Raw genomic sequence first — 23,448 nt, forward strand, 5'->3', positions numbered from 1 at the left:
CAGCCTGCAAGGGGAGGGCCTAGGGCTGTGCCTTGGCCTGCTTGCGAAGCCGGGCTTGCAGGGCCTTGGTCTTGGCAAAGGCAAGTGCAGACTCGCCATCCTGATTGACGATATCCAGCCTCGCCCCCTGGCTAACCATCCAGACTGCCGTTGCTTCGGCATCTTTGCGTGCTTGTTTGACCACCGCGTTGTCGTAGTGGTGCTTCTCATAAGCCAGCAATGCGCATAACGCGGTGTTGCCGGCGTGGTCTTGCTGGTTGAAATCGACAATGCCGTGTTCCACCAGATAATGAATACAGTTGAAAGCGCCGCCTTCACAGGCTGCATGCAGCACGGTGCCGCCATCGCCACGGGTACTCTCCGGTTTGGCGCCGTGTTCCAGTAGACGGCGCAAGGCCGTCAGATTGTTGCAAAGTGCAGCGACCATCAGGGGGGAAAGCCCTTGGCGATGGCTGTTGTTCGGGTCAATTCCTTTGCGCAGCAACCAATCCAGTACCGGGTGATTTTCATCGACAATGGCGTCATATAGCGCCTGACTACATTGCCCATGACGTGCGCCCCGGCTTTCCAGCAAGGCATATAGCGCGGGGTGGCTGATGAAATCGAGCGGCGTGCAGCCGTCCCGGTTGCGGAGGTTGATATCGGCACCGCAATCAAGCAGGCGCAGCAGCAGGCTTGACATTACCTCTGCTTGCGCAGCGTCTTCCTCCCTGTCAAAAACCGCGATGCGCACGGCTTTGTGCAAGGCGGACTCCTGATACAGCATTTCGATGGCATTCGGATCTGCCCCTTGCTCCAGCAGCATGCCTGCGAGCAGATGGAACTGGGGGAGCAGCGAGGGTTGGTCATCCTGACGGGCGTAACGACGCGCACTGTCCAGAACACGATGCAGTGCAGTTTCCTGGTCTTCCGCCGTGGCCGTGGCCGTGGCGGCATGGCGGACCACTGCTGGGGCTGCGAGGCGGGCGATCTCGATGACCGCGTCCAGTTTTGCGGCGTTGCTGATGTCGAATGTCAGTTCAAGCAGTTCCTTGCCCTGCGTTCGTTCATCTTTGCTGATACGGGCGGGTGTAGGGAGGGCGCTTGCCTCAGGGGGCGTGCCGGGAGTGGCCGGTTCTGCGACAGGGGGTGGGAAAGTGGGATCAACCACTGCCTGGCTGGCCCCCGGAAGCCTTGGTCGGTTCGCCTTGGCGGCCTCCAGCAGCAGCTTGCCAACTTCGGCGCACTTGGCTTGCGCCAGGGCGGACTGGCCATGCTGATTGGTGAGCCGGACATCTGCACCATGCTTCAGTAAAGCCTGTAAGGCGCCGAGTTGTGCCTGGCCGTGGGCGTGCTGCAGATCACTTTTTTCAATTCGGCCCGCGATGAAGTGCAGGGCGGTTTCGCCATACAGATTCTGTGCATTGATCTGTGCGCCGGCAGCGACCAGCAGATCAACGATGTCGGCGCTAGCCGCCTGGCCGAGCGGAAAGTACATGAAACGGTCACCATATTCCGTTTCCAGCCCGTCAGGCGAGGCGCCGTGGGCCAGCAGGAATTGCACCATTTCGATGTGGTTGCCATGACAGGCTTCGGTTAGTGCCGTGCTGTCGCAGCTATCGTTGCTGGCGTTGACATCTGCCCCCTGCTCGACCAGATAACGGGCGATATCCTGATTGCCTTTGCTGATCGCCAAGAAAAGTGGCGTGCGGGTTTCGCGGATGATGAAGGTGGTATTGGTCTTGATATTGACCTTGGCCTTGTAGGCGATCAGCAGCTTGACCATTTCCAGCCCACCAGCCAATTGGCTGGCCCAATGCAGCGGGCGGGCGTTGTAACGGTTACGCAGATTGGGATTGGCGCCCCTTTCCAGCAGAAAGCGCGCCAAGGCTAGGTGGTTGCGGCTGACGGCATAATGCAGCGCCGTGTTTTTATCCTTGCCGAGTTGATTGACGTCCTCGCCTTGTTCCACCAGCCAGCGCACGATGTCATCGGCGCCCTCGCGAACAAACAGCAACAGACTGGTGTCGCCATTTTTCAGCGAGCGATTCAGAGGGATGTCTGGTGCCAGTGCATGCAGATGCTGAAGCATGACCAAGTGCCGGCAGAAGTCGATCGGCAGGTGGTCGTCGGCATTGGGGGTTTCCAATGACAGCCCGGTTTCCCTCAGCACGCGGTCAAACAAGGCGAGGTTGCCGGAACGAGCAGCCCGATGCAGGCAGCTGGTGCCGTCCTGATTGGCATAGTCCAGACTCAGTCCGAGTGTCGAGAAGGCGGCAATCAGCGCCTCATCGCCCGTTGCCAGCGCCACATCGTAAATGCGAGTACCAATCTTGCTTTGGGCCAGCAGATTGGCGCCTTGCGCCATCAGCCAATGTGCCATTGGTAACTGCTCATTCACCAGCGCCCAAAATAGCGGGGTGCGACCAGCGATATCTGTTTGCTCTGGATTGAGCCCAAGTGTCAGCAGATAGCTGAATATCTCGCAGCTGTTAGCCGCTACCGCCTGATGCAGCGGCGGCGCGATCTTCTCTCCTTTCCAGTTGGGACCATGCAGATGATTGGACAGGTGATAAGGTTTGACGCTGGCAAAAAAGGCTTTGAGTGCCTCCACATCACCACTCTGGATGATGCGGGACAGGGCTTCTGAGAAATGATGAAAGTTCATGGTGAGCTGAGATGGCAATTGAAGCGGCGAGCCGTCATGTCAGCAGCCCTAGATGGTGTCACTGTAACAAATACACTGGCAATACGCAGACTGCGCTGACGCGACCTCTGAAGCGGCCTCAGTTGTTCAGGGTTCCGTCAGGGGCGGCAGGTCCAGATCCAGTGTCGCCGCAGGGTCGTTGGCAAGACGTAGTAGCCAGTCTCCATGACACGGCGTACCAAGCTTGCACCAACAGGCCAAGTGCTTGCCGACAAGCGCCGTACGGATTTGTGCAAGCGTGGGTGGTGGGGCCGCAGGGGGTAAGACTGACGAAGGCAGCGTTTCGCCGCGCACCCAGCGACGATAGAGTTCGATCGCCTTGGCTGCCGAGCCGCCACAATCATCCGGCCGGAAGGGATTGCCCCAGGGCGTGGTGCGATCGACTTTGATTGCACCATCCGGCATGCGCCAACCCTTCTTTCTACTTAAAACAATACGTTCTGGCATGGTGGTTTCCTCCCGACAAACCTGATGGGAAAAAGGGGTGATAGGGAAAGTTTTTGTTCTCATTCATGTACTTGGGTGTAGCGAATTACCAGAGGGACAATGCGTTCGCCGATTAAACCATTACATCCCCATTCTTTCGTCAGGATTGAGCTTGAAGGTATCTGACCACAGAATGGTGGTGAATCAAACCTGGCTGATCTGCGATCAAACCGAAATGATTCGGACCGGAAAGTAAGTCAATAAGATTAGCGCAGCTGACGGGGATATATCGCCACAGCCATTCAAGAGGATAGGCATTGAAAGCCCCTGTGCAGGCTGTTCCTGTGGTCTGTCCGACCAGAGGAAGCGGATTATCAATGGTTTATTCGCGGTAAGTTCTGCTGATGCACGGGATGGCAGAGGAAATAGGCGAGCAACAAAGAGAAATTCTTCAGACGATTGGTTTGGGCCAAATATCCCGATGGGAGGCGCAAATATAAGACCTCCCGCATGCAGCGTTCAGTATTTTTGTTGCGGATAAAGAACAATTTGCCAGCAATAAATAGATTATTTGAATGGTGGAATTGCGATTTATTCAGGTGATGACTACTGCTTAATCCTGGGCATAGAAAATGACGTGAACGTAACGTGCCACCTGTGGCAACCGTTGCATCCGCGTCGGGCAAGGCAGATGGCCATAAGCTGTCATGACTTGCTACACCAAGCGGGGATTAAACATGAAGAAACAGTATGCAGTCTGGCTGGCCTTGACCTGTCTTTCCTCCAACCTTCCAGCCTTGGCGGAGCCGTATCGGGCTGAGGTGTTCCGTGCGAGTGAGGTAGGCGTCACCCGTGTCTGTCTTGATGAAGGCATTTTATACATCGTCATGACCCCCAGTTCTGGCTTGCCGTGCTCTGCCGTAGCATTCCTGATTCCGCCGCCGTCTAGCCAGGCCACCCCTGCGGCCCATCTGCAACCATCGCATGTGCTGGGCGAGCCGATTCAGGTATTGCGTGACGATGCCAGCCATCGGGAAGTCAAGGTGCCGATAGAGTACTGGGATGCCGAACACCATAGCTGGCAGCGAAGCCTGGCGGTTTATCGCATAGACAAGCATACCGGGTTGGTAGCCCCTGCCTGAATGGTTGCAGCCAATGATGGGTGGCTTTTGAGCGTTCGAGCCAATTGCGCCGCCCTGAGGGCTAACCCCAACGGCGGCGCGACCGGAAATCAAATGTCAACAGCGCCTAGCTGCACTGCGGGACGACCGGGTCGTTGCTGCCGGTATCCAGAAAGCCGTCGTTGACCCACTGGCCGGTTTCCAGCTTGTTCCATAACCTGGTCTGACCCCACATGCCCTGCACGGCATCGCCATATTGGTAGCAGACGATGCGCACCCGGTCGCCATGTTTTGCGGTGGCCAGAATGGTGGCACTCAGGCTGGGGCGCTCGCGCAGATTAACCGGCTGGTTGGGGTTGGGCGCTTGCACCAGAACTTCTACTGCACCCGGCTTGGGCGGGATGGTGCCGCCGCCCGAACCCCCTCCGTAGTTACGCAGTGAGCCGCCAACGCCAACGCGCTGTCCGGCATGGGTTGCATAGCCACCATAGGCCCGACTGCCCTCGGTAAATTGCCAACCACCAATGATCTTGCTGTTAACGGAGATGTCGCGCCCATCTTTCTGCAAGGAAAAGTGAACGTGCGCCCCCGATGCGCTGCCGCCGCAAGGCAGCTGTACCCCAATCCGGCCCAGGTAGGTGCCTTTGTCGATGCGCGTGCCGTCAGCGTAATTGCCGAGGTTGGTCATGTGGTAGTAGGTCGTGGTGTAGCCGTTGTCGTGGACCAGCTTCACCAGTGCGCTGCCATTACGGACACAGGTGCGGTAGAACCGTCCGGCTGCCGGTGCCAGTACCTGCCCGTCGCCGCCATTGAAGTCGATCGAGTTGAAAGGCCGCGAATTGCCGCTGTTGCCATGTGGGCCACCGCCCATATACCAGGCGACCCCTTCCTTCCAGGGCAGGCTGAGGCCGGTTTCGTCGCTGGCATCCATCTGCAGGGTCGCGGCGGCGAGCAGGCTGGTTTTCTCGCCTTGCTCGATCAGATCGGCCGGGGCGGCGGCAAGCATCTCGCTGTATTGCGGGCTGCCTTCAACCGCGAGCTGCCAGCTGTTGCCAACACGCTGCGCCACAAAAAATAGAGATTTTGGGGATTCGTGAACCTGTGGGCTCATGATCGCGGTGATCGATCCGGCAATCCAGCGCCCGCCGGCGTCGGCCCGGGTGATTTCCACCAGATTCTCACCAATCGTCGCCCGCCGACCGGGCCAGTCAAGCGTGGCCGCCGCAAAGGCTTGATTCGCGATACGACTTAGCGTGGCATCGACGGTGGGGCGGTTGCTGAGGGTCTGCGGTGCAGCCAGGGCGCCGGTAGCGACACACAGCAAAGCCAGGCAGGTTATACGGGTTGGGGTAAACATGGACTCTCCTGGATTCTGGTGACCAGGCATGCCAACAGCAGAGCAGACAAGGGTGGGCAGGGCGCTGGTCATGTTTTAGTCAGAAAAACAAATACATAAAGACATCGCGCAGTTTTCAGTAAGATTTGTTTTATGACGTAAACATACGCAGCCCCTAGCATAGTGCCTGAGTATTTAATGTCAAATGAATTTTTCTTTGTTATGAGACAGGCAGTTAAATGACTGTTCGTCATAATTTGAGCGTGAAAATCCATTTTCCTCATGAATTTCGATTCAAATCAGCGATTTGAATCAGGACTGTTATGCAATTTGATTGGCTGGCAGATTCGTCTGTCTATCGGGTTGTGCCAAGGCCGCAGGGCGGCTGGCGATGCCATTACCCGTAATGGGCTATCGACGGGCAGGGGAGAAGGTGACGGAATTGAAGGGTGGGCGCTTATGCGCTAAGTTGCGCATTCCCCTCAAGCCATGATCGCTGTAAATAAGCAAAATGACAGACAATAAAACAATAGACCGATTCATCGATCTGAAAATGCTCAATCAGCAGGCAAACTGGCTGAGCGAGCCTTATCAGCAAGCGTTGAAAGCAATCATCGACTGCTGTTTTTCCGGGATTGATGCAGCAGCCTATTTGCAAAAATATTTTCTGGCTGACGATTGCTTTGCCCGGCGATTACGCCTGTTTTTTTCCGGGGAGAAACTGGTGGGGTACTGCCTGCTGACGTTTCGTTACCAAGCCGTGCAATGGCCTGGTCAAAACCAGCCCAAACCGCTGACGCTGATTGGTGCATCGGCGGGGTTTTATCCTGAATTTCGCCACGGCAACCAGACGGTGCAATTTTCAATCTGGCAAACAATTCTTTACAAACTGGCCCATCCGCAGCAGGCGGTTTATTACGCCGATACCATGCTCAGCCCTGCCATGTATCGGGTCATGGCCAAGTCTGTTGCCGAGGTTTACCCGCGCCGGAATACCCCGGTGCCGCCAGAAATCAAAGCCATATTGCGAGTGCTGCAGCCCGATCAGCCGGCGAATGCCTGTAATTTCGTTTTACCAGTTGGGCGGCGAAGTGATTATTCTGCTGAAGATCTGGCGCGATTTGCCGCCAGTGATAAAGAAGAAATCCGCTTTTTTTGCGAAACCAATCCGAACTTTGCCGAGGGAAATGCGCTGTTGGCGATCATGCCGATTCATCTGCGGCAGATTGCGGCGACGCTATGGCGGATGTTGCGTAGATAATCCGGCCAGAAGGGTGTGATCAGACTGGACTTTTATCGACGATTTCAGCAAACCGGAATATCGCAACCGGTGGGAAAGTGCCAAGGCGGCGCGCAGTCTGCATATTGATCAGATAAGAGAAGCGATTCAACACTTCGATGGGAATCTGCGACGGGGCCTTTTTCTGCACCAGAATCTCAATGGCTTTATGGGCCGCAAATTCGCCAACATTATAGTATCGGCTTACCAGGCCGGCGAGCGCGCCCTGCTGGCGTATGGGCGCTTCGGTTGCAGAAAATGCCGGCGTGCGTGCCAATAGCGCCGGTTCGATGATTTGGCGGGCATTGGCGATAATAAAGGAGTCGGAAGGCAGATAGATCATTTCCGGCTTTTGCGCCAATAGCTGGTTAACGCTGTTATTTAGATCGGCTTTGTCTGGCATGCCCGTTGTCTTTTTGACAACCGGGCTAAGGATTAATTCGATTTTTTCAATCAGGCAAGCCCGCTTCAATTGCTCAATGGCGAGCAGGGAATTTGCCTCATCCGGGTTATAGATAGCCCCCAGTCGCCGAATGGTTTTGAAATTGATCAGAGCCTTCAGCTGTGCCGGCATGGGAACCAGATGGGAGGTGCCGGTGAGATTTCGGCCTGAGGCACTTAAACGCGGCACCAGCTTCGCGCCAACGGGGTCGGCCACGATATTGAAAACCACGGGTATATCATTGATATAAGGCGATTTGTCGATAGCGTCGTAGGGGCCAACTATTGCCTTGGTCAGGGTGGTGCCAAAGCTGTAGATCAGATCCGGCCGGAGGGTGCGGGCTTCGTCGATAAACTGGCGGATTTTCTGTTTGTCTTCATTGGCATCGCGAATAATGTATTCAACCGGAATGTGGCGGCTTTTCAGGTAGTTTTGAAAACCTTTTTCCGCTTCGGTCTGGCCTCGATACAGCATCAACATAATCCGGAACGGCGCGGCATTTGCGACCGCATAGGGTGAGCTAAATGCGCCAAACAAGCCAGCTGCCGTCATTTGCATGAAATGTCGGCGATTTAATTGGCGATAAGTCGGGTCAGGTAAACATGCCATCATGGCCCCGCAGTTCGGTGGCGCTCTTTATAGGCGGACATCTGGAAATAGGCACTAAATAGGGTAGCGCAAACCAGGCAGAGTATTCCGATGCCGTAAAAGGCGCCTTTGAAGCCGAATTTGGCAATCAATATTCCCGCAATCATCGGCCCTAAAACATTGCCTAGCCTTTCTATCAGGCGAAATATGCCGGTGGCCGTTCCGAGGCCGACTTCTTTAACGACATCCTGACAGAATTCACTGACCAGGGCTAATTGCGGGGATACGCCAATTGAATGGGCAATTCCCAGAAATGTAATTGCCAGCGCCACGCCGACGGCATCATCCCGGAAGTGGATCAGGAACATCGAAGCCGCTGCGACATAGCCGCCGACCGCAACAAACCAGCGTTGATGTCCAAACCGGTCGGCCAGCCGGGCAATGGATGGCGACATGCCGACAATAACCAGACCATAGGCCATCATGGCCCGGCCCGTTGCCGATTGGTTATTGCCAAGAAATTTAAGATAAAGCGGGGCCGAATAATATAAAAAGCCCGTCAGCGCGATTTTGGCGGGAATCGCGGCGAGAAAGGTAATTACCACGAATTTGGGGTTACGCAATAAGGCCTTGAAATCGGCGCTGCCCAGTTTGCGTTTGGCGTTCTGTGCGCTTGGGGGGGCGGAATGCAGAAAGCGGGCAGCAAACAGGGCGGTGCCGGCGCTGAGCAGGGCTGAGGTGACAAAGGTCAGCGGGTAACCGATGCGGTCTGAGAGTATGCCGCCGATGGCGGCACCACTGAGCGAGCCGGCAAAGAAGCTGGCCAGAAAAATTGCCATGCCCTTGGTGCGCTGGGATGGCGGCGTGTTGTTGGCGATGTAGCTCTGGGCGGTTACAAAAACCAGCCCATAGCCAAAGGCGGTCATGCAGCGCCAGAGCACGAGGTCGAAAATCGTTTGGGTGGCGGCAGTCAGCAGCAGGCCGGCACAGGTGATGATGGCCCCCACCATGAAGGCCCGACGATGCCCGACCCGATCACCCCACAGGCCCGCCCAGGGCATTGAGAGCGCCCAGACGAACATGAAGATGGAAATCGGCAGGCCGATGACGAGTTCGCGTGGCACTCCCCACTCGGGCGAGAAGAACTGCTCGACGTAGAGTGGAAAGAACGACAAGGAAAGCGATTCGGAAAAAATCAGCAGGAAGAACGGCCAGCGCACATAGTCGATGGCACTGTCGCGCAGGATGACGCTGGCCTGCGGGGCATGAAACTGAAAGCCGGCAATGGCAGGGATCTTGTCGTCGGCGCCGGCCTCGCCACGCGCCCGCAGCCGTTGCCAGATCTGGTGCGCCCGCTCGTTGATCAGATTCTGCCAGTGGTTGAGCGGGGCGTTGAGGCGGCCGACGCCTACGGCATTGCCAAGGGGCAGGTAGTGTCTGAAATCTCCCTGGCGGGCGCGGTGCAAGAAGTCGTGCAGCAGCGATGATGGCCCCTGCACGCTGACGGCCAGCACAAAACGCAGCAGCTCCATGGCGATCAGGGTGGCGACGATCAGCACGGTCAGCACGTCATAGCTGAGTTCTTTGACCTTGCTTTCAACGATGCTGGCGCGTTGCCCAAGATGCAGGGTGGCCACCACTTGCCCCTCCGCCCGCAGTGGCGTTGTGGTATCGAAGTAAGTACCCAGGCGCTGGGTGCTGACGAGGGATTGGTCGGGTGCCGCCCAGTTGATCGGCAGGGGGGGGCGGTTGGCGTTCTGGTTGTCACTGCGGTGCAGGGTAGTGCCCTGCGGGCTGGCAATCGCCAGATAGTCGAGGCCGGGGTTGTCCTTGCGGACGGTGTCGAGATAGTCGTTGGCGCCGACGAGACTTTCCGGCGGAACGCCCGCAGCATAGGCAGATTCGATGACTTTGGCGGTGGACTGGCCAACCACGGCAACGGTCTTGGCCATGGCTGGGGGTAATTCGCGCTCGAAATGTCCCAGTGCAAACCATGAAAGCATGATGGCTGCACCGGCAACCAGCGAGGTCGAGAGCAAGATCAGCCGGTTCTGCAGCTTATTCATGGTCGGTGCCTTTGTCTGCCGGTTTGGCTGAGTCCAGCGCATCTAGCGCCTGCATGGCCTTGCGTGCCTGCTCGGCGTAGGCGTGCAGGCTCTGATGCAGACTGTCATCCATGTCACCGGGTTTTTGCAGCGGCTGGTCGGAGGCTAGATCCAGGCTTTCGAGATGGCTGGCAGCGGTGACGACGCTGGCCGTGTAGCGGCGCGTCAATAACCAGGCGCCGGCGAGGCTCAGTACGGTAAACAGGGCTTGGGTCAGCAGGGCCTGTTGCGCCAGAACGATCAGCATATGGTGGGTGGCGCGGTCGATTTCCTCGCGATCGTAGCCGATCACGATGGCACCTTCCTTCACCGCAAAGTTGTTCACAAAAGACAAGCCCACCAGATAGTTGCGACCACTGCTGGTTAACCACGAGGATTCAGGGGCGATAGCATTCAGCCGTTCCCGCCAGTAATCGGGGCCTTGCTCGGGAGGTTCGCCTTGCGAGAGCTGCCAGCGGCCGTTGGCGTCGCAGATGCCGACAAAATGCAGTGCGGCGTGCTGGCTGCGCAGCGCGTTCAGAATGCGGGGCAGGCGGGTGTTCTCGGCAGTAGTGAGGCCGATATTCATGCCCGCTTCAATGGTCTGGCGCAGATCTTTGGCCAGAACCAGATGGCGGGTCAGATATTGTTCCTGCAGGCTTTTGCGGAAGTTGGCGTAATTGAGCAGCACGACAACGCTCAATACGAAGGCGATTACCATTGCCAGCAAACCGCCGACCAGCAGCCACAGGGCTGCTGGTCGGCGTTTGGCGGCGCCTGATGAGGCAGGCAGGCTCATGCGATGTCAGTCCAATTCTCAGTACTCGCTCAGCAGACCCGGTTTGCCCTGTGGCCCGCTATAGCCGAACGACCGGTCATTCTCGATGCGACTGCCTGAGGCTACAGGACGGCCGGGCCACAGTTTCTGGATGACGGTGTAGGTCATCACATCACTATAGTCATGCAGTGCCAGCGTGCGGTTATAGAAGAACGCCAGCGTGGCGTCTTTGTCCGGCAGGTAATACATCTGCGAGGTGTAGCCGATCATGCCGCCCTGATGGCCGATCAGATTGGCGTAGTTGTCTTTCACCAGACCCAGCCCATAAGTGAGGTTGCCGGTAAAGGGCATGAACTTGTAACGCTCGGTCTGCATGGCCGGGGTGATCATCGAGCCACGACCAACCAGCATGCCCAGCGCCGCCAGATCGGACGTTGTCGAGATGATGTCGCCCGATGACCAGACGGTGGAAGGGTCTTTCAGCGTGACATCCTGCATGGTCAGCGTCTCGCTGTCCTGATAATAGCCATGCGAATACGGCGAAGGCACATACGGGTCGCCAATGCGCGGCACAAAGGTGTTCCGGATACCGTTGGCTTTCAGAATCCACTGCTCAATGGCGTCTTCGTACACCGTGCCCGAAACGTTCTTGATCAACATCCCCAGCAGCACATAGTTGGTATTCGAATAACTGACCGTGCCATAAACCGGCGCATTCGGATTCTTGGCGTTGTTATTGGCGATGATCAGCAGTTCCTGAGGGAAGTAGCGCTTGAAAGCATCCGAAATGAAAGCATTGCCCCAAGTCGAATCCAGCGTGAAGTTATAAATGCCGCCCGTATGCTGCAGCAGATTGCGCACCGTGATCTTATTGCCATCGTAGAACGGCATATAAGACTTCATCTCGTTGGCCAGATACTTGTTGACTGGGTCATCCAGACTGATCTTGCCCTGGCCCGCCAGTTGCAGCACCGCCGTGGCCACCAGTACCTTGGTGTTGCTGCCGATACGGAAGCGCATATCACCGGTGATCGGCTGCTTGTTGGTGATATCGGCGTAACCACTGGTGGTCGTCCAGGTGCTGCCATCGGCATTACGTACCGACATGATGGTGCCGGGAATGCCGTACTGATAAGTCGATTGATCGACGATCAGCTGAACCTGTCGTTGTGCCTCGGTGTCCGTACGGGACGCGGCCACCTTGAATTGCCAGCAATACTCATTGCCCAGCGTGACACCCGAACTCCCCTTGATACCCTTTGACAGCCGTGCGAAATAACGCTGATTGGCCGCAAGAGGGTCGGTCGGATCGAACACCACTGCCTTCATCGAAGCGTCGTACCGCACCTTGCCGGCAACGGGCCGATCACTCTCGTCCTTGACCACCAGTGCGTTGGCATCGACGCTGCCTGCATCGAGCGCGCTATTGAACGCTGCCAGCAGCAACGAATTCGACGCTGCATCCTGGCTATTGTGGCTGCGGCTGGTATAGATAACCTGAGGTGCGCCGGGCGCCGACGACTGGATCGTTTCCGGCCCCAGGCACGGCGCCTGCACCACGGGTGACGAACTATCACCATCCGAATCACAACCCGTCAGACACATCGTCAACGCCACGGCTCCTCCCAGACCCACGACGCGCAAACTGTTTACCGCCATGAAATATCCTTTCATGTTGTTGAAACATTCGAATAAAGATTCTCCGATCAGGCCCTGGCGGGCTCTTGTTCACCCGGCGGCTATCAGGTCGGACCAGCCGGGTTCGTGTTATTTGTAGATGGGGGAAGGGCAAAGTGGTAGGAGAAAATGAAAATTAGTTTGAAATCTTATTAATCTATTTGCTAGAAATAGCTATTAAATGCCTTGTAGGTGAGATTGTGTGGATCAAGTGCATTTTGTGCGAGGGGCGGAAGATGCCTTTCTTTGAGTAAGTTCAATTCATCTTGGGTGGCTGTGGCCTATTAAGGTTGTTTGTGGAGAAAGGGAATTGATATGAAAATTCAAGAAAAAGATTTGTATCATGGTGCGGCTTTGACACAAATTGTTGAGCATGATTCATTTAAGGCCCTAAATAAAGGTAGTGAGAAGTATGGTCACTATCTGATTAATCAGAATCGAAATATATTCATAAAGCACACAAAAAACCCAGAGTCTCCTTGGAGTTTTACCTTTCAGCCAGATGATTTGGAGTTTCTTCGAAATTTGCATGAGCAGGAAGGAGCATACCTGTTTTTGTGCCTAGTCTGTGGCAGCTCAACAGTCTGTGCATTGAGCGGTAAGGAAATTAAACAGATATTGGACTTGTGTTCTAAGAATGTGGCTTGGGTTAAAGTTGAAGTGCCGCCTCACGGGCAATGTCACGTAAAAGGGTCAAATGGTGAAGCTGGAAAAGCTATTCCTCATAGGGCTTTTCCGGATAAATTGTTTTTGTAGATCGTATTTTTTGGACTGTCTGTGATGCGCTGTGGTTTTGATTGGATTGATTTAAGTTTTGCTATCTGCTTAATATTGATTGCTGTGCATTCAGGAAATTTATTTGCGATTTTATTTTAATCCTTGGCCTCTTTGGGCGCCCGTTCTTCTGGCTCGACATGCACCATGACGGTGGTGTTGCCCAGCGCCTGTTCGATGGCGGCTTCGAGCTGGTCACACAGGTGGTGGGCGGCATCAACGGTGATTTGGCCGGGGACATATAGCTTGAACTCGACAAAGCGTTTGGAGCCGGATTTGCGGGTTTTCAGCTCGGCATGGCGTCCAGCGGGGCCAAGCTCGTGTTCAATGGTGCGGTGGATGGTTGCCACTTCGTCTGTGGGCAGGGTGGCGTCCATCAATCCGTCGGCGCTACGTCGCAACAGGTCAACCCCGGTGCGGATGATGTTAAGGCCAACCAGCAAGGCGATGATCGGATCGAGAATGGCCCAGCTGGGTGGCGCAAACAGCAGGACGGTGAGGCCGGCAATCACGCCAACCGAGGTCCAGACATCGGTGAGCAGGTGACGGGCGTCGGCTTCGAGCACGATGCTGTCAAGACGTTTGGCCTGTTTGAGCAGGATCAGGGCCGTGCCGGCATTAACGACCGATGCCAGGGCGGAAAGTCCCAGCCCGGCGCCCAGTTGCAGCGGCGGGGTCGGCATGCGCAGCTTCTGCCAGGCTTCGAACATAATGGTGAGCGCCGCGACCAGAATCAATGCGCCCTCGACGCCACTTGAGAAATACTCGGCCTTGTCGTGACCCCAGGGATGGGATTCATCGGCCGGCCGGGCCACGATGGTGACGACGACCAGAGCCACGATGGCAGCAGCCAGATTGACAAACGATTCCATCGCGTCGGAATAAAGGCTGACGGAATCGGTCAGGAACCAGGCACCGAACTTCAGCCCGAGGGTAACGCAGGAGGCTCCGACGGAGAGCAGGGCAAGCTTTTGTGAAGCATTCATGACTTGTTTTTAGACTACCCTGAGAAGCTGTTTGCAACCTCGCCATGCGGTGAGGATCTGCAAGCCAGCAGTGAGCGTTGCCCATCAGCAGGGGAGTGTTCTGTGTGCAAAGCAGCATTCTGCCGCAAATGGTGGAGGGCAAGCCAGCTGGCATAAGGATTGCCTTGTTTGTTGCTGTGCAGCATTGTCGTACACTGATGACATCTTTGTTACCGGAGTAAACCGTATGAATGAGGATGAGCATGCCCACAGAATTGTGATTGTCGGCGGCGGTGCCGGCGGGCTGGAGTTGGCAACCCGCCTGGGTAACAGCCTGGGGCGCCGAGGGAAGGCCGAAATAACGCTGGTTGATGCGGCCCGCACCCATATCTGGAAGCCCCTGCTGCACCAATTGGCCGCTGGTAGTTTTGATACCCACGCAGAAGAAATCGAATATCTGGCCCAAGCGCGCTGGAACCACTTCCGCTTCCGCCTTGGTCGGCTCGAATCCATAGACCGTCAGGCCCGCCTGATTCATCTGTCGCCCAGTTACGATGCCCACGGCGCAGAAATCACCCCTCCCCAGCAAATCCCCTACGACACCCTGGTGATCGCCATTGGCAGCCAGACCAATGACTTCGGCACACGCGGTGCCGCCCAGAATGCCATCAAGCTCGATAATCCTGAATCGGCCCGTCGTTTCAACGATAGGTTGATCAATGCCTGCCTGCGGGCGCAGACCGTGCCTGTTGGGGCGGGGCAGGGCCGGTTGACTGTCACCATTGTTGGGGCCGGCGCAACCGGGGTGGAGCTGGCGGCCGAGTTGCATGCCACCGCCAAGGTGCTCACCAGCTACGGGCTGGAGCATGTCAGCCCTGAGAGCGAATTGAAAATTGTGCTGGTCGAGGCGGCGCCACGCATTCTGGCGCAGTTGCCCGAACGCTTGTCCGAAGCCGCCAGTCGCGAGCTGCGCGCGCTGGGCATTGAAATCCATAGCAATGAGCGGGTAGTCGAAGTCACTGCAGATGCGGTGCATATGCAAAGTGGCAAAGTGATTCCGAGCACGCTGACAGTCTGGGCTGCGGGCATCAAGGCTCCCGACTTTTTGAAGGAGTTTGGCGGGCTGGAGGTCAACCGGCTGAATCAGCTACTGGTCGGGCCAACCCTGCAGACCACGCTCGACCCTGCCATCTTCGCTATGGGTGACTGCGCGAGTTGCCCGCAAGGCGATAGCACCGTACCGCCGCGTGCGCAGGCCGCGCATCAGCAAGCCAACTACCTGACCCGTACCATCATGCGCATCATTGCCGGTAAAACGGTCAAGCCGTTCAAGTTTCAGGACTATGGCTCGCTGGTGTCGCTAGCGTCTTATTCTTCGGTGGGGAGTCTGATGGGTAGCCTGAGCCGGGGCAGCCTGTTTGTGGAAGGTCAGGTGGCCAAATTCATGTATTGGAGCCTGCACAAGAAACATCAGCTGGCGCTGAGTGGTGTGGCGCGCACGGTGCTGATCACCGCTTCGGAATGGCTGGATAGGGTTCACCGGCCGCGCATCAAACTACACTGAGTCGAAAGAGCCCTCTCGAAATCTGGCAGGCGTGTCTGCCTGCCAGAGCCCATTTCCCTGTCTGTCATCTACAAATAGTAACAAGCCCGCGCTGTACTAGTTGTCTTGCCGTTTTGTACCGACATTGCAACTTATGCCACCAGGGCAGGGAAAAATACCAATACCTGAAGAATGTTATTGAAATCAATGATTTTCGGTTTTGAATGACAATGGTATTTGCTATTCTGGCCGACCCGTTTGGCCCCATTCCGCCACCCTTCATCCTGGCATGGTTCCCGACGGGGCCGGATTCCTGTGCGCCAACCGCACGTATCGCAGCAGTGAGCGGCCCGAATATCTTGGGAGACCAGATAAGGGCCGTATAAAACCCAGATCAGACTCGACAGGAGCTTCTTCAATGATCAGACCGACCCTCCTCGCCACCTTGATAGCATTGACCCTGGGCGCATGTGCCAGTGCCCCGACCGACCAGAAATCAGGTACCAGCAAGCCGGCAGACAAAGGTTCTACCAACAGCTTGTCTGCACTGGGCAGTGCCCTGTCTTCGGGCAGCAATTCATCCGGGGCAAGCAAAGAAGATAACAAGATCGGCGCAGTGGGTGATCTGATGTCAGCTGCATCGGTCAGCGAGGCCGAGCTGAAAAGCGCTTCGTTGCAGCAGATGAAATACTCCGACAAGAAATCGAAGGTGGCGCCCGCCGGCAACAAGTATGCCGCCCGCTTGGCCAGGCTCACCGCCAAGCACGTCAACGAAGACGGCATGAAGCTTAACTTCAAGGTTTACCTCACCAAAGATGTGAACGCCTTTGCTGCCCCGGATGGCAGTATCCGTGTGTACGCCGGATTGATGGATCTGATGGACGATGATGAACTCCGGAGCGTGATTGGCCATGAAATCGGCCACGTCAAGCACGGCCATAGCCTGAACGCGCTACGCACGGCCTATGTTGCGTCGGCGGCACGCAAGGCAGCAGCGAGTACCGATGGCACGGTCGGCGTTCTGGCCGACTCCCAGCTTGGCGCCCTTGCCGAGGCAGTCGTGGGCAGCCAGTTCTCGCAAAGTCAGGAGACCCAGGCTGATGACTATGGCTATGAATTCATGAAGAAGCATAAATACAAGGCAGCCGCAATGGAATCGGCCTTCCGCAAGCTGGCAAAGGCGGGCGGCGGCAATAACTCCTTACTGGCCAAAATGCTGTCCAGCCACCCAGACCCATCCGGCCGTGCTGATCGGGTGAAAGACAAAGTTGCCAAGGGTCAATAAAAGCATTTGGTCGCGACTAGCCAACAAAAATCCGGGATGAATATCCCGGATTTTTTTATGTGCGTTCACGCAGGGAGTTGGGGGTGATGGCAAGAGGCGCCACGCGTCACGGCACCAGCAGCCAGGCGCCTTCCTGCGCGCGGGTCAGGCCGACATACAGCTCGCGTTTCTGTTGTTCGCTGGCGGTGGCGAGCAGGTGCTCGGCCCAGCTCTGGTGGCCGCTGGCGGGCAGGATTACATACGGCCATTCATTGCCTTTGCAGTGCGTGACCGAGGTCAGAGCCACCTTGCTGGCGTACCCGACATTCGGCTTGGAAAACTGCTTGGCGAGTTCATCCAGCTCAGCCAGGAATGCCTTGCTGCCTTCCCGCTCAATCTGGGCGGCGAGCTGGCCCAGCGCCACCTGCATGGCCTGTGCCGCAGCTTGGGTGGGGGACATGACCCCCAGCCATTCCCTGATGCGAAAGCGTTGCAACCAGCCTCGAAGGCTGGGGGATTCATCGGGGGCGCCGGTCTCGGCCAGACGGGCCCGCAGCATCTCCAGCGCCAGCGGCAGGTTGGCGGGCAGATATACGATCTGCCGCTCGCCCAGAGCACGTTCCGACAGCAAGGCTTCCAGACTGCGATAGTCGTCGGCCGAAAGCTTCAAGCGGGGACTGAGTGCCAGCAACAGCAGGGCCATGCAGTCGAGGTGGTTGTATTCGCGCTGCAGTTTCTGATCGATCAGCAGGACGATGGCGCGTAGCACCCCGGCTTCTCGCGACAAATGCAAAGGGGTGATGCCATCGCAGCGATAGCCGATCTTGGCCCGATGCAGACAGACCATCAGCGAAAACGCCATCTGCGGCTGTGGCAGCAGGATGGCAAAGTCCTTGCCGGCTGCACCGGCACTCATGCCCTTGCTGATCAGGCTGATCAAGGCGTCTTCCGGTGTCTGCGTTTTCAGGCTGAGTTGCTTGAATTGCGTACGGCTATCGCGTAGCGGCGTAATCGACAGCTCGTTGCCACGCAATCGTTCCAGCACGCCTTTGACGGTCTTGGCCAACGGGTTGCCGAAGCGATAAGTGATAGAGAGCGGCAGGTGACCTACCTGTTTCAACTGCTGGTCGTAGGCCTCAAAGGCGTCGAAGGTAGTAGCGCCGCGCCATTCAAAAATATCCTGATTGCGATCACCCACTGCAACAAGCCGGCAGCCGGCTTTGGCCATCTCGGCCAGAATCGCAAAATGCACGGCCTTGGTGTCGTGGAATTCATCGACCAGCACGTATTCGATGCCCTGCTGTTGGCAATATTGGCGGATCGCAGCGGGCTCCTGCGCCAGGTCATAGGCGGCATCGCCGTGACAGAGAAAATCCGCAGCGTCCCGCTGTTTTTCATACTCCTGATACAGACTGAACGACCAGGGCGGCAATTTCAGCGCCTGTAGCGCCAGCTGGATCGACTCGCGGTCGAATTCATCCGCCCATTCCTGGTTGTAGGCATCAAACGGTGCACGAGTGAAAGTCAGGCTGGTTTTCAGATTGGTAATGAGTTCCAGCAGGGCGAGGATGGATTCGCTGTCGGTCGGCAGCGGGTCCATATCGTGGCGCTGCGCGTGCTGGTTGATAAGGGCCACGGCCTGCTCCATGGCCAGATAGGGCCGGTCATCATCGACAATGGCCCGCCCCAGGGTGCCGGCTTCCCAGCGCTTGACGCGTGAATGCACTCGCAGACAGCGAATGGCAAACTCATCGAAGGTGTTGCAAAGCGCATGTGCAGCCTGTTCATTCAGGCTGGCATCAAACAAGGTTTTGTACTGCCCAAGAAAGCGGCGGCGCCCCTTGCGGGAGAAGGTCAGCGCCAAGGCTTGCCTGCCCTGCCGTTTCAGGCCGTCGTAGAGGGCTGTCAGCGCAGTAGTCTTGCCGGTGCCGGCCAGGGCCTCAATCAATAGATGGCGCGGGGCTTTGGTGGACTGAGGCCATTGCAAAATGGCCGCCAGCTCGTCGGTCAGCTGGATGCGGCCTTGGCCGATGGTGGATGCGGATTCCAAGCGGATGTCTTCAGGTAAGTGTTAACAATGGGCCGAATGGTCACATATCCGCCATTTCCTTGCGCAGCTAAATCGCCCCGGCCTGCCGCATCACTTGCTCGATCGCCTCGGCAAATCGGCCATAACCGACCGCGTTCGGGTGGATCGGATCACTTTTCTGATGGCCCTTGCCCAGAATATCCGGCAGCGCCTTGTCTTCAAGTGGCAGCTTGTATTCCTTGGCGAGACTGGCATAAAACGGTGGCACGTCGCGTGTCAGGCTGGGTTTGGGAACGCCTATCAGCAGCACGGCGATTTGCTTGCTGCGCGCCAGCTCGATCATCGCCCGCAGGTTGGCAATGGTGTCAGCCTCTGGTGCGCCACGCAGAAAATCGTTGCCGCCCATGCACAGAATCATCAGCTTCGGTCTGGCTTCTTCCAGCACCTCCGGCAGTCGGCTACGGCCATCGGCGGTGGTTTCGCCGGGGATACCGGCATTGACGACCTTGTGGCCGATGCGCCCCGCCAGCACGGCCGGATACGCCTCTGGCGGGCTGGCGCCGGTGCCAAAGGTCAGGCTGTCGCCAAATGCCAGCACGACATCTCCTGCCGCAAGGCGTGGCAACGGTGGCGGCTTGCTGCAGGCGGCAAGCAGAAACAGACTGGCCAGCAGCCAGATGAGGCGGTGCAAGACAGACAGTCGAGGCAGAACGGCAGGCATAAATCGCTGACTCCTGTGGGGAAGGGGGCTGGGGTCGTTTCGGGTACTCCCGACGCCAGGATGGCCTGGCGATGGATTGAACGTCAGTCAAGCGGGCGCACCCTGTTAATATTGGCGCCTTTGTCGCTTTCTGTCGCCTATCGTGCGCCTTACCCATATCAAACTTGCGGGCTTCAAGTCCTTTGTCGATCCGACGGTGATCCCCGTGCCGGGCCAGCTGGTGGCGGTGGTCGGCCCCAATGGCTGTGGTAAATCCAATGTGATCGACGCCGTGCGCTGGGTGCTTGGCGAATCTTCGGCCAAGCAGCTGCGTGGCGAGTCGATGCAGGATGTCATTTTCAACGGCTCCGGTACACGCAAACCAGTATCCCGCGCTTCGGTCGAGCTGGTTTTCGACAATGCCGAGGGCCGTGCTGCCGGACAGTGGAGCCAGTACGCTGAAATCTCGATCAAGCGGGTGCTGACCCGTCAGGGCGAGTCGTCCTACTACATCAATAACCTGCAATGCCGGCGCCGGGATATTGCCGACCTGTTTCTGGGCACGGGTGTCGGCCGTGGCGGCTACGCCGTGATCGAACAGGGCATGATCTCGCGCATCATCGAAGCCCGGCCCGAAGAACTGCGCGCCTTTCTTGAGGAGGCCGCCGGCGTCTCGAAATACAAGGAACGCCGCCGCGAGACCGAAGGCAGGCTCGGAGATACCCGCGATAACCTGGCACGGGTCGATGACATCCGGCAGGAGCTGGATCGCCAGCTGGAAAAGCTCGAATCGCAAGCCGTGGTAGCTGGCCAGTACCAGGAGATCAAACAGAAGATCGAAGAGAAACAGAATCTGCTGGCGCTGCAACGCAAGCTTGATGCGGTGCGGGATGAGCAGAAAGCCCAGCAGGAAATCGAAGCCGCTCAGAATGAAATCGAGGCGTTGACCGCGCGATTGCGCCATGTCGAAGCGGAAATCGACACCCTGCGCGACACCCATTACAGCTCCACCGACACGGTGCAGGCGGCTCAGGCCGAATTATTCGAGGCGAACTCCGCTGTGGCGCGGCTGGAGCAGCAGCTGGTCCATCTGCGCGAAACCCGCCAACGCCTCAGCAACCAGCTGAATCAGGAAAAGCTCCGCCTGACCCAGTTGACCGATCAGATCACTGCCATGGGTCGGGAGCGTCAGGACTGGACCGAACGCCGCGAGGACGCGGTGATGGCGGCCGAAGACGCCGCCGCAACGCTTCTGGCCGAATCAGATGCCATGCCCAGGCTCGAAGCTGCCTACAAGGCCGCCGACCACGCCTATTCGACCGCGCAGCTGGCGCTGTCGCAGTCGCGGCAGGCCCGCCAGCTGGCCGAGCAGCAGATTGCGCATCTTGAACGCGGCCTGCAACAGGTTCGCCAGCGGCTGGAACGCCAGCAGACCGAGCTGGCGCGGCTGCCGCAGCCCGATCCGGAAGCGCTGGCACTGGCGCAGCAGGAACTCGAAGAACTGGCGATCGAAGTCGAAGAGGCCGGCATGGCGCTCAGCGAGGCTGAACATGCCGTCGAAGCAGGCGAGACCGGCCGTCTTGCCGCCCGCCAGCAGCTTGAATTGCTACGAGGCGAGCGGACCGAACTGGCTGCCCGCGAAAAGGCTTTGAGTCAGTTGCAGGCGCAGGTCGGAGCGGACCGCAAACTGGCGGACTGGCTGAAGCGGCATGGGCTGGAGTCTGCACCGCGCCTGTTCTCGCTGCTCGACATCACACCGGGCTGGGAAACCGCCGTGGAGGCGGTACTGCGCGAACGACTGCATGCCGTTGTCGCCTCGGCGACGCCGGATGGCCCGGCCCCGGCTCGCCTGACCCTACTGGCTTCGACGGAGAGTCTGCCCTCATCGCCTGCCATCCCGGCCGGTTGGATTCCCTTGCGCCAGCATGTCCAGTCCGCCAATCCTGCCGTGCAGGCGGCCCTGCAGGACTGGTTGGGATCAGTATTCTGCGTCGATGACGTGATGGGCGCGCTGGAGCGACGGGCGCAGCTGCCGGCCGGCGGCTTGCTGGTTGATCCGCGCGGGCACGCTGCCAGCCGTCACGGCTGGCACTTCTTTGCAGCAGATGACGGGCTGGCCGGGGTGTTGGCGCGGCAGCGCGAGCTGGAGTCGGTCACGGCACGCCTGCAGGAAGTCGAGCCGGCCGAGCAGACTGCACAGCAGGCCATGCAGGCTGCCGAGGCGGGGTTGAACCAGGCGCAGCAGGATCTGAAGCAAGCCAGGCAGCGCCTGGATGGTTGTCGTAGTCGGCGCGGCGAAAAGCAGGTGGAACTGGCACGCCTGAATCAGGCCGCCGAACAGGCACGGGAGCGCCGTGGCGCCTTACTGGCAGAAATTGACGAGCTGAATACGCAGATCCGTGCCGATGCTGAAGAGATGGAAGCTGCGCGCCTGGAAAGTGAGGCATTGCAGGATGGGCATGCCGAGCGCGATGCCGCCCTCGAAACCGCGCGCCTTGGTCGATCGGAGGCCGAAACGGCGCTGGACATCCAGCGTAGCCGCTTGCGGCAGGCCGAGCGGGCTGAGCAGGAAGCGGGCTTTGCCCGGCAGACCGCAGAAAGCAAACTTAGCGAATTGCAGCGTCGCGAGCAGGAGCTGGCCGAGCAGCGTGAAGAAACCCAGACCCGGCTGGAAGAAGTGATGTTCGATCTGGATGGCATCGACGAAGGGGAGTTCGATGTCGGGTTCCAGTCGGCCGTCAATCAGCGCAGCGAAAAGGAAAGGGCACTGGCCGCCGCACGCGATGCCGCCAACCATGCCACCAACACCCTGCGGACCAAGGAGCTGGAAAAGACCCAGATCGAACAGATGTTCGAGCCGGCACGTAACCGGATCGGCGACTTGCGGCTGAAGGAGCAGGAGGCGCGACTGGCGGTCGAACGCTTCAATCAGGAATTGCTGGATGCCGGCGCTGACGAAGCCGCCCTGTTGCTGCTGATTGGCAGTGGCCTCAAGGTGCAAACACTGGTTGGGGAAATCGGTCGGCTGACGCAACAGATCAATTCGCTGGGCGCGGTCAACCTCGCGGCCTTGCAGGAGCTGACCACCGCACGCGAGCGCAAGACCTATCTGGATGCCCAGGCGGCTGATCTTACGGCTGCAATGGACACGCTGGAAAATGCCATCCGCCGCATCGACAAGGAAACCCGAAGTCTGCTGCAGACAACGTTTGATCAGGTGAACAGCTCCCTGATGGAGTTGTTTCCACTGCTGTTTGGCGGCGGCCAGGCTGAACTGATTCTGACCGGCGAGGAGATCCTCGATGCGGGTATTCAGATCATGGCGCATCCACCAGGCAAGAAAAACAGCACGATCCACCTGCTTTCGGGTGGCGAAAAAGCGTTGACCGCGCTATCACTGGTGTTTGCCTTGTTCCAGCTCAATCCGGCGCCGTTTTGTCTGCTGGATGAGGTGGATGCACCACTTGACGACGCCAACACCAGCCGCTTCTGCGAACTGGTGAAGCGAATGGCGATCCGCACCCAGTTTCTGTACATCAGCCATAACAAGTTGACGATGGAAATGGCCAGCCAGCTGGTTGGCATCACCATGCAGGAGCAGGGGGTGTCGCGGGTAGTGGCGGTTGATATTGAAGCCGCTTTGCAGATGCGCGAAGTATCAGGCAGCGCAGCCTGATGCCACAGGGGCGTGGCGGATTGGCAATCATGGGGGCCCCGGTTTGCCTTCGTCTGACCGGACATCAGGCCTCAGCAGCG

At 57.9% G+C, this 23,448-nt stretch carries 16 protein-coding genes; 6 read left to right on the forward strand and 10 right to left on the reverse strand.

Annotation, left to right across the window (positions count from 1 at the left end):
- Nucleotides 1-19 precede the first annotated feature (19 nt).
- Both PZA18_RS09675 and PZA18_RS09680 read right to left on the reverse strand, forming a co-directional pair.
- Complete coding sequence (locus PZA18_RS09675; RefSeq protein WP_284100630.1) at nucleotides 20-2,647, reverse strand: ankyrin repeat domain-containing protein; 2,628 nt, start codon at nucleotides 2,645-2,647, stop codon at nucleotides 20-22.
- 126 nt (nucleotides 2,648-2,773) lie between these two features.
- Nucleotides 2,774-3,133 (reverse strand): DUF4326 domain-containing protein, encoded by a 360-nt coding sequence (locus PZA18_RS09680; protein ID WP_284100631.1) that lies wholly within the window; start codon nucleotides 3,131-3,133, stop codon nucleotides 2,774-2,776.
- Between the two features lie 716 nt (nucleotides 3,134-3,849).
- On the opposite strand from PZA18_RS09680, the gene PZA18_RS09685 reads away from it, so the two are divergent.
- Nucleotides 3,850-4,254: a hypothetical protein gene (locus PZA18_RS09685; protein WP_284100632.1), complete on the forward strand. Its 405-nt coding sequence runs from the start codon at nucleotides 3,850-3,852 to the stop codon at nucleotides 4,252-4,254.
- Between the two features lie 106 nt (nucleotides 4,255-4,360).
- Here PZA18_RS09685 and PZA18_RS09690 read toward each other — a convergent pair whose 3' ends face one another.
- Nucleotides 4,361-5,590 carry a peptidoglycan DD-metalloendopeptidase family protein gene (locus tag PZA18_RS09690; protein WP_284100633.1) on the reverse strand — a complete coding sequence of 410 codons (1,230 nt, stop codon included), beginning with the start codon at nucleotides 5,588-5,590 and terminating at the stop codon, nucleotides 4,361-4,363.
- Nucleotides 5,591-6,080: 490 nt separating this feature from the next.
- Here PZA18_RS09690 and PZA18_RS09695 point away from each other — a divergent pair, with 490 nt between their 5' ends.
- Nucleotides 6,081-6,830, forward strand: coding sequence for a hypothetical protein (locus PZA18_RS09695; RefSeq protein WP_284100634.1), 750 nt, complete (start codon nucleotides 6,081-6,083; stop codon nucleotides 6,828-6,830).
- Nucleotides 6,831-6,849: 19 nt separating this feature from the next.
- Here PZA18_RS09695 and PZA18_RS09700 read toward each other — a convergent pair whose 3' ends face one another.
- The 4 genes from PZA18_RS09700 to PZA18_RS09715 are packed head-to-tail and all read right to left on the reverse strand — an operon-like array spanning nucleotide 6,850 to nucleotide 12,399.
- Complete coding sequence (locus PZA18_RS09700; RefSeq protein ID WP_284100635.1) at nucleotides 6,850-7,848, reverse strand: ABC transporter substrate-binding protein; 999 nt, start codon at nucleotides 7,846-7,848, stop codon at nucleotides 6,850-6,852.
- Nucleotides 7,849-7,898: 50 nt separating this feature from the next.
- Nucleotides 7,899-9,944, reverse strand: a complete 2,046-nt coding sequence (locus PZA18_RS09705; protein WP_284100636.1) for an MFS transporter — start codon at nucleotides 9,942-9,944, stop codon at nucleotides 7,899-7,901.
- Nucleotides 9,937-10,761 carry a hypothetical protein gene (locus PZA18_RS09710; RefSeq protein WP_284100637.1) on the reverse strand — a complete coding sequence of 275 codons (825 nt, stop codon included), beginning with the start codon at nucleotides 10,759-10,761 and terminating at the stop codon, nucleotides 9,937-9,939. Before PZA18_RS09710 ends, PZA18_RS09705 begins: the two co-directional genes overlap by 8 nt.
- Nucleotides 10,762-10,779: 18 nt before the next feature.
- Nucleotides 10,780-12,399, reverse strand: a complete 1,620-nt coding sequence (locus PZA18_RS09715) for a serine hydrolase (RefSeq protein ID WP_284100638.1) — start codon at nucleotides 12,397-12,399, stop codon at nucleotides 10,780-10,782.
- 333 nt (nucleotides 12,400-12,732) lie between these two features.
- Here PZA18_RS09715 and PZA18_RS09720 point away from each other — a divergent pair, with 333 nt between their 5' ends.
- Nucleotides 12,733-13,173 carry a hypothetical protein gene (locus PZA18_RS09720; protein WP_284100639.1) on the forward strand — a complete coding sequence of 147 codons (441 nt, stop codon included), beginning with the start codon at nucleotides 12,733-12,735 and terminating at the stop codon, nucleotides 13,171-13,173.
- Between the two features lie 116 nt (nucleotides 13,174-13,289).
- Here PZA18_RS09720 and PZA18_RS09725 read toward each other — a convergent pair whose 3' ends face one another.
- Nucleotides 13,290-14,177, reverse strand: coding sequence for a cation diffusion facilitator family transporter (locus PZA18_RS09725; RefSeq protein ID WP_284100640.1), 888 nt, complete (start codon nucleotides 14,175-14,177; stop codon nucleotides 13,290-13,292).
- 226 nt (nucleotides 14,178-14,403) lie between these two features.
- Here PZA18_RS09725 and PZA18_RS09730 point away from each other — a divergent pair, with 226 nt between their 5' ends.
- Together PZA18_RS09730 and PZA18_RS09735 are read left to right on the forward strand one after the other, a co-directional pair.
- Nucleotides 14,404-15,720 (forward strand): NAD(P)/FAD-dependent oxidoreductase, encoded by a 1,317-nt coding sequence (locus PZA18_RS09730; RefSeq protein ID WP_284100641.1) that lies wholly within the window; start codon nucleotides 14,404-14,406, stop codon nucleotides 15,718-15,720.
- A gap of 397 nt (nucleotides 15,721-16,117) precedes the next feature.
- Nucleotides 16,118-16,984 (forward strand): M48 family metallopeptidase, encoded by an 867-nt coding sequence (locus tag PZA18_RS09735; RefSeq protein WP_284100642.1) that lies wholly within the window; start codon nucleotides 16,118-16,120, stop codon nucleotides 16,982-16,984.
- Between the two features lie 106 nt (nucleotides 16,985-17,090).
- On the opposite strand, the gene PZA18_RS09740 is transcribed toward PZA18_RS09735, so the two are convergent.
- Nucleotides 17,091-19,013, reverse strand: coding sequence for a UvrD-helicase domain-containing protein (locus PZA18_RS09740; RefSeq protein WP_284100643.1), 1,923 nt, complete (start codon nucleotides 19,011-19,013; stop codon nucleotides 17,091-17,093).
- Between the two features lie 67 nt (nucleotides 19,014-19,080).
- Entirely contained in the window at nucleotides 19,081-19,713 is a 633-nt protein-coding gene (locus PZA18_RS09745) for an arylesterase (RefSeq protein ID WP_284100644.1), read from the reverse strand.
- A 142-nt stretch (nucleotides 19,714-19,855) separates the two neighbouring features.
- Here PZA18_RS09745 and smc point away from each other — a divergent pair, with 142 nt between their 5' ends.
- Nucleotides 19,856-23,368 carry a chromosome segregation protein SMC gene (smc, locus tag PZA18_RS09750; RefSeq protein WP_284100645.1) on the forward strand — a complete coding sequence of 1,171 codons (3,513 nt, stop codon included), beginning with the start codon at nucleotides 19,856-19,858 and terminating at the stop codon, nucleotides 23,366-23,368.
- Nucleotides 23,369-23,448: the final 80 nt, after the last annotated feature.

It is taken from the genome of Parachitinimonas caeni, from assembly GCF_030129945.1.
Taxonomy (GTDB): domain Bacteria; phylum Pseudomonadota; class Gammaproteobacteria; order Burkholderiales; family Chitinimonadaceae; genus Parachitinimonas; species Parachitinimonas caeni.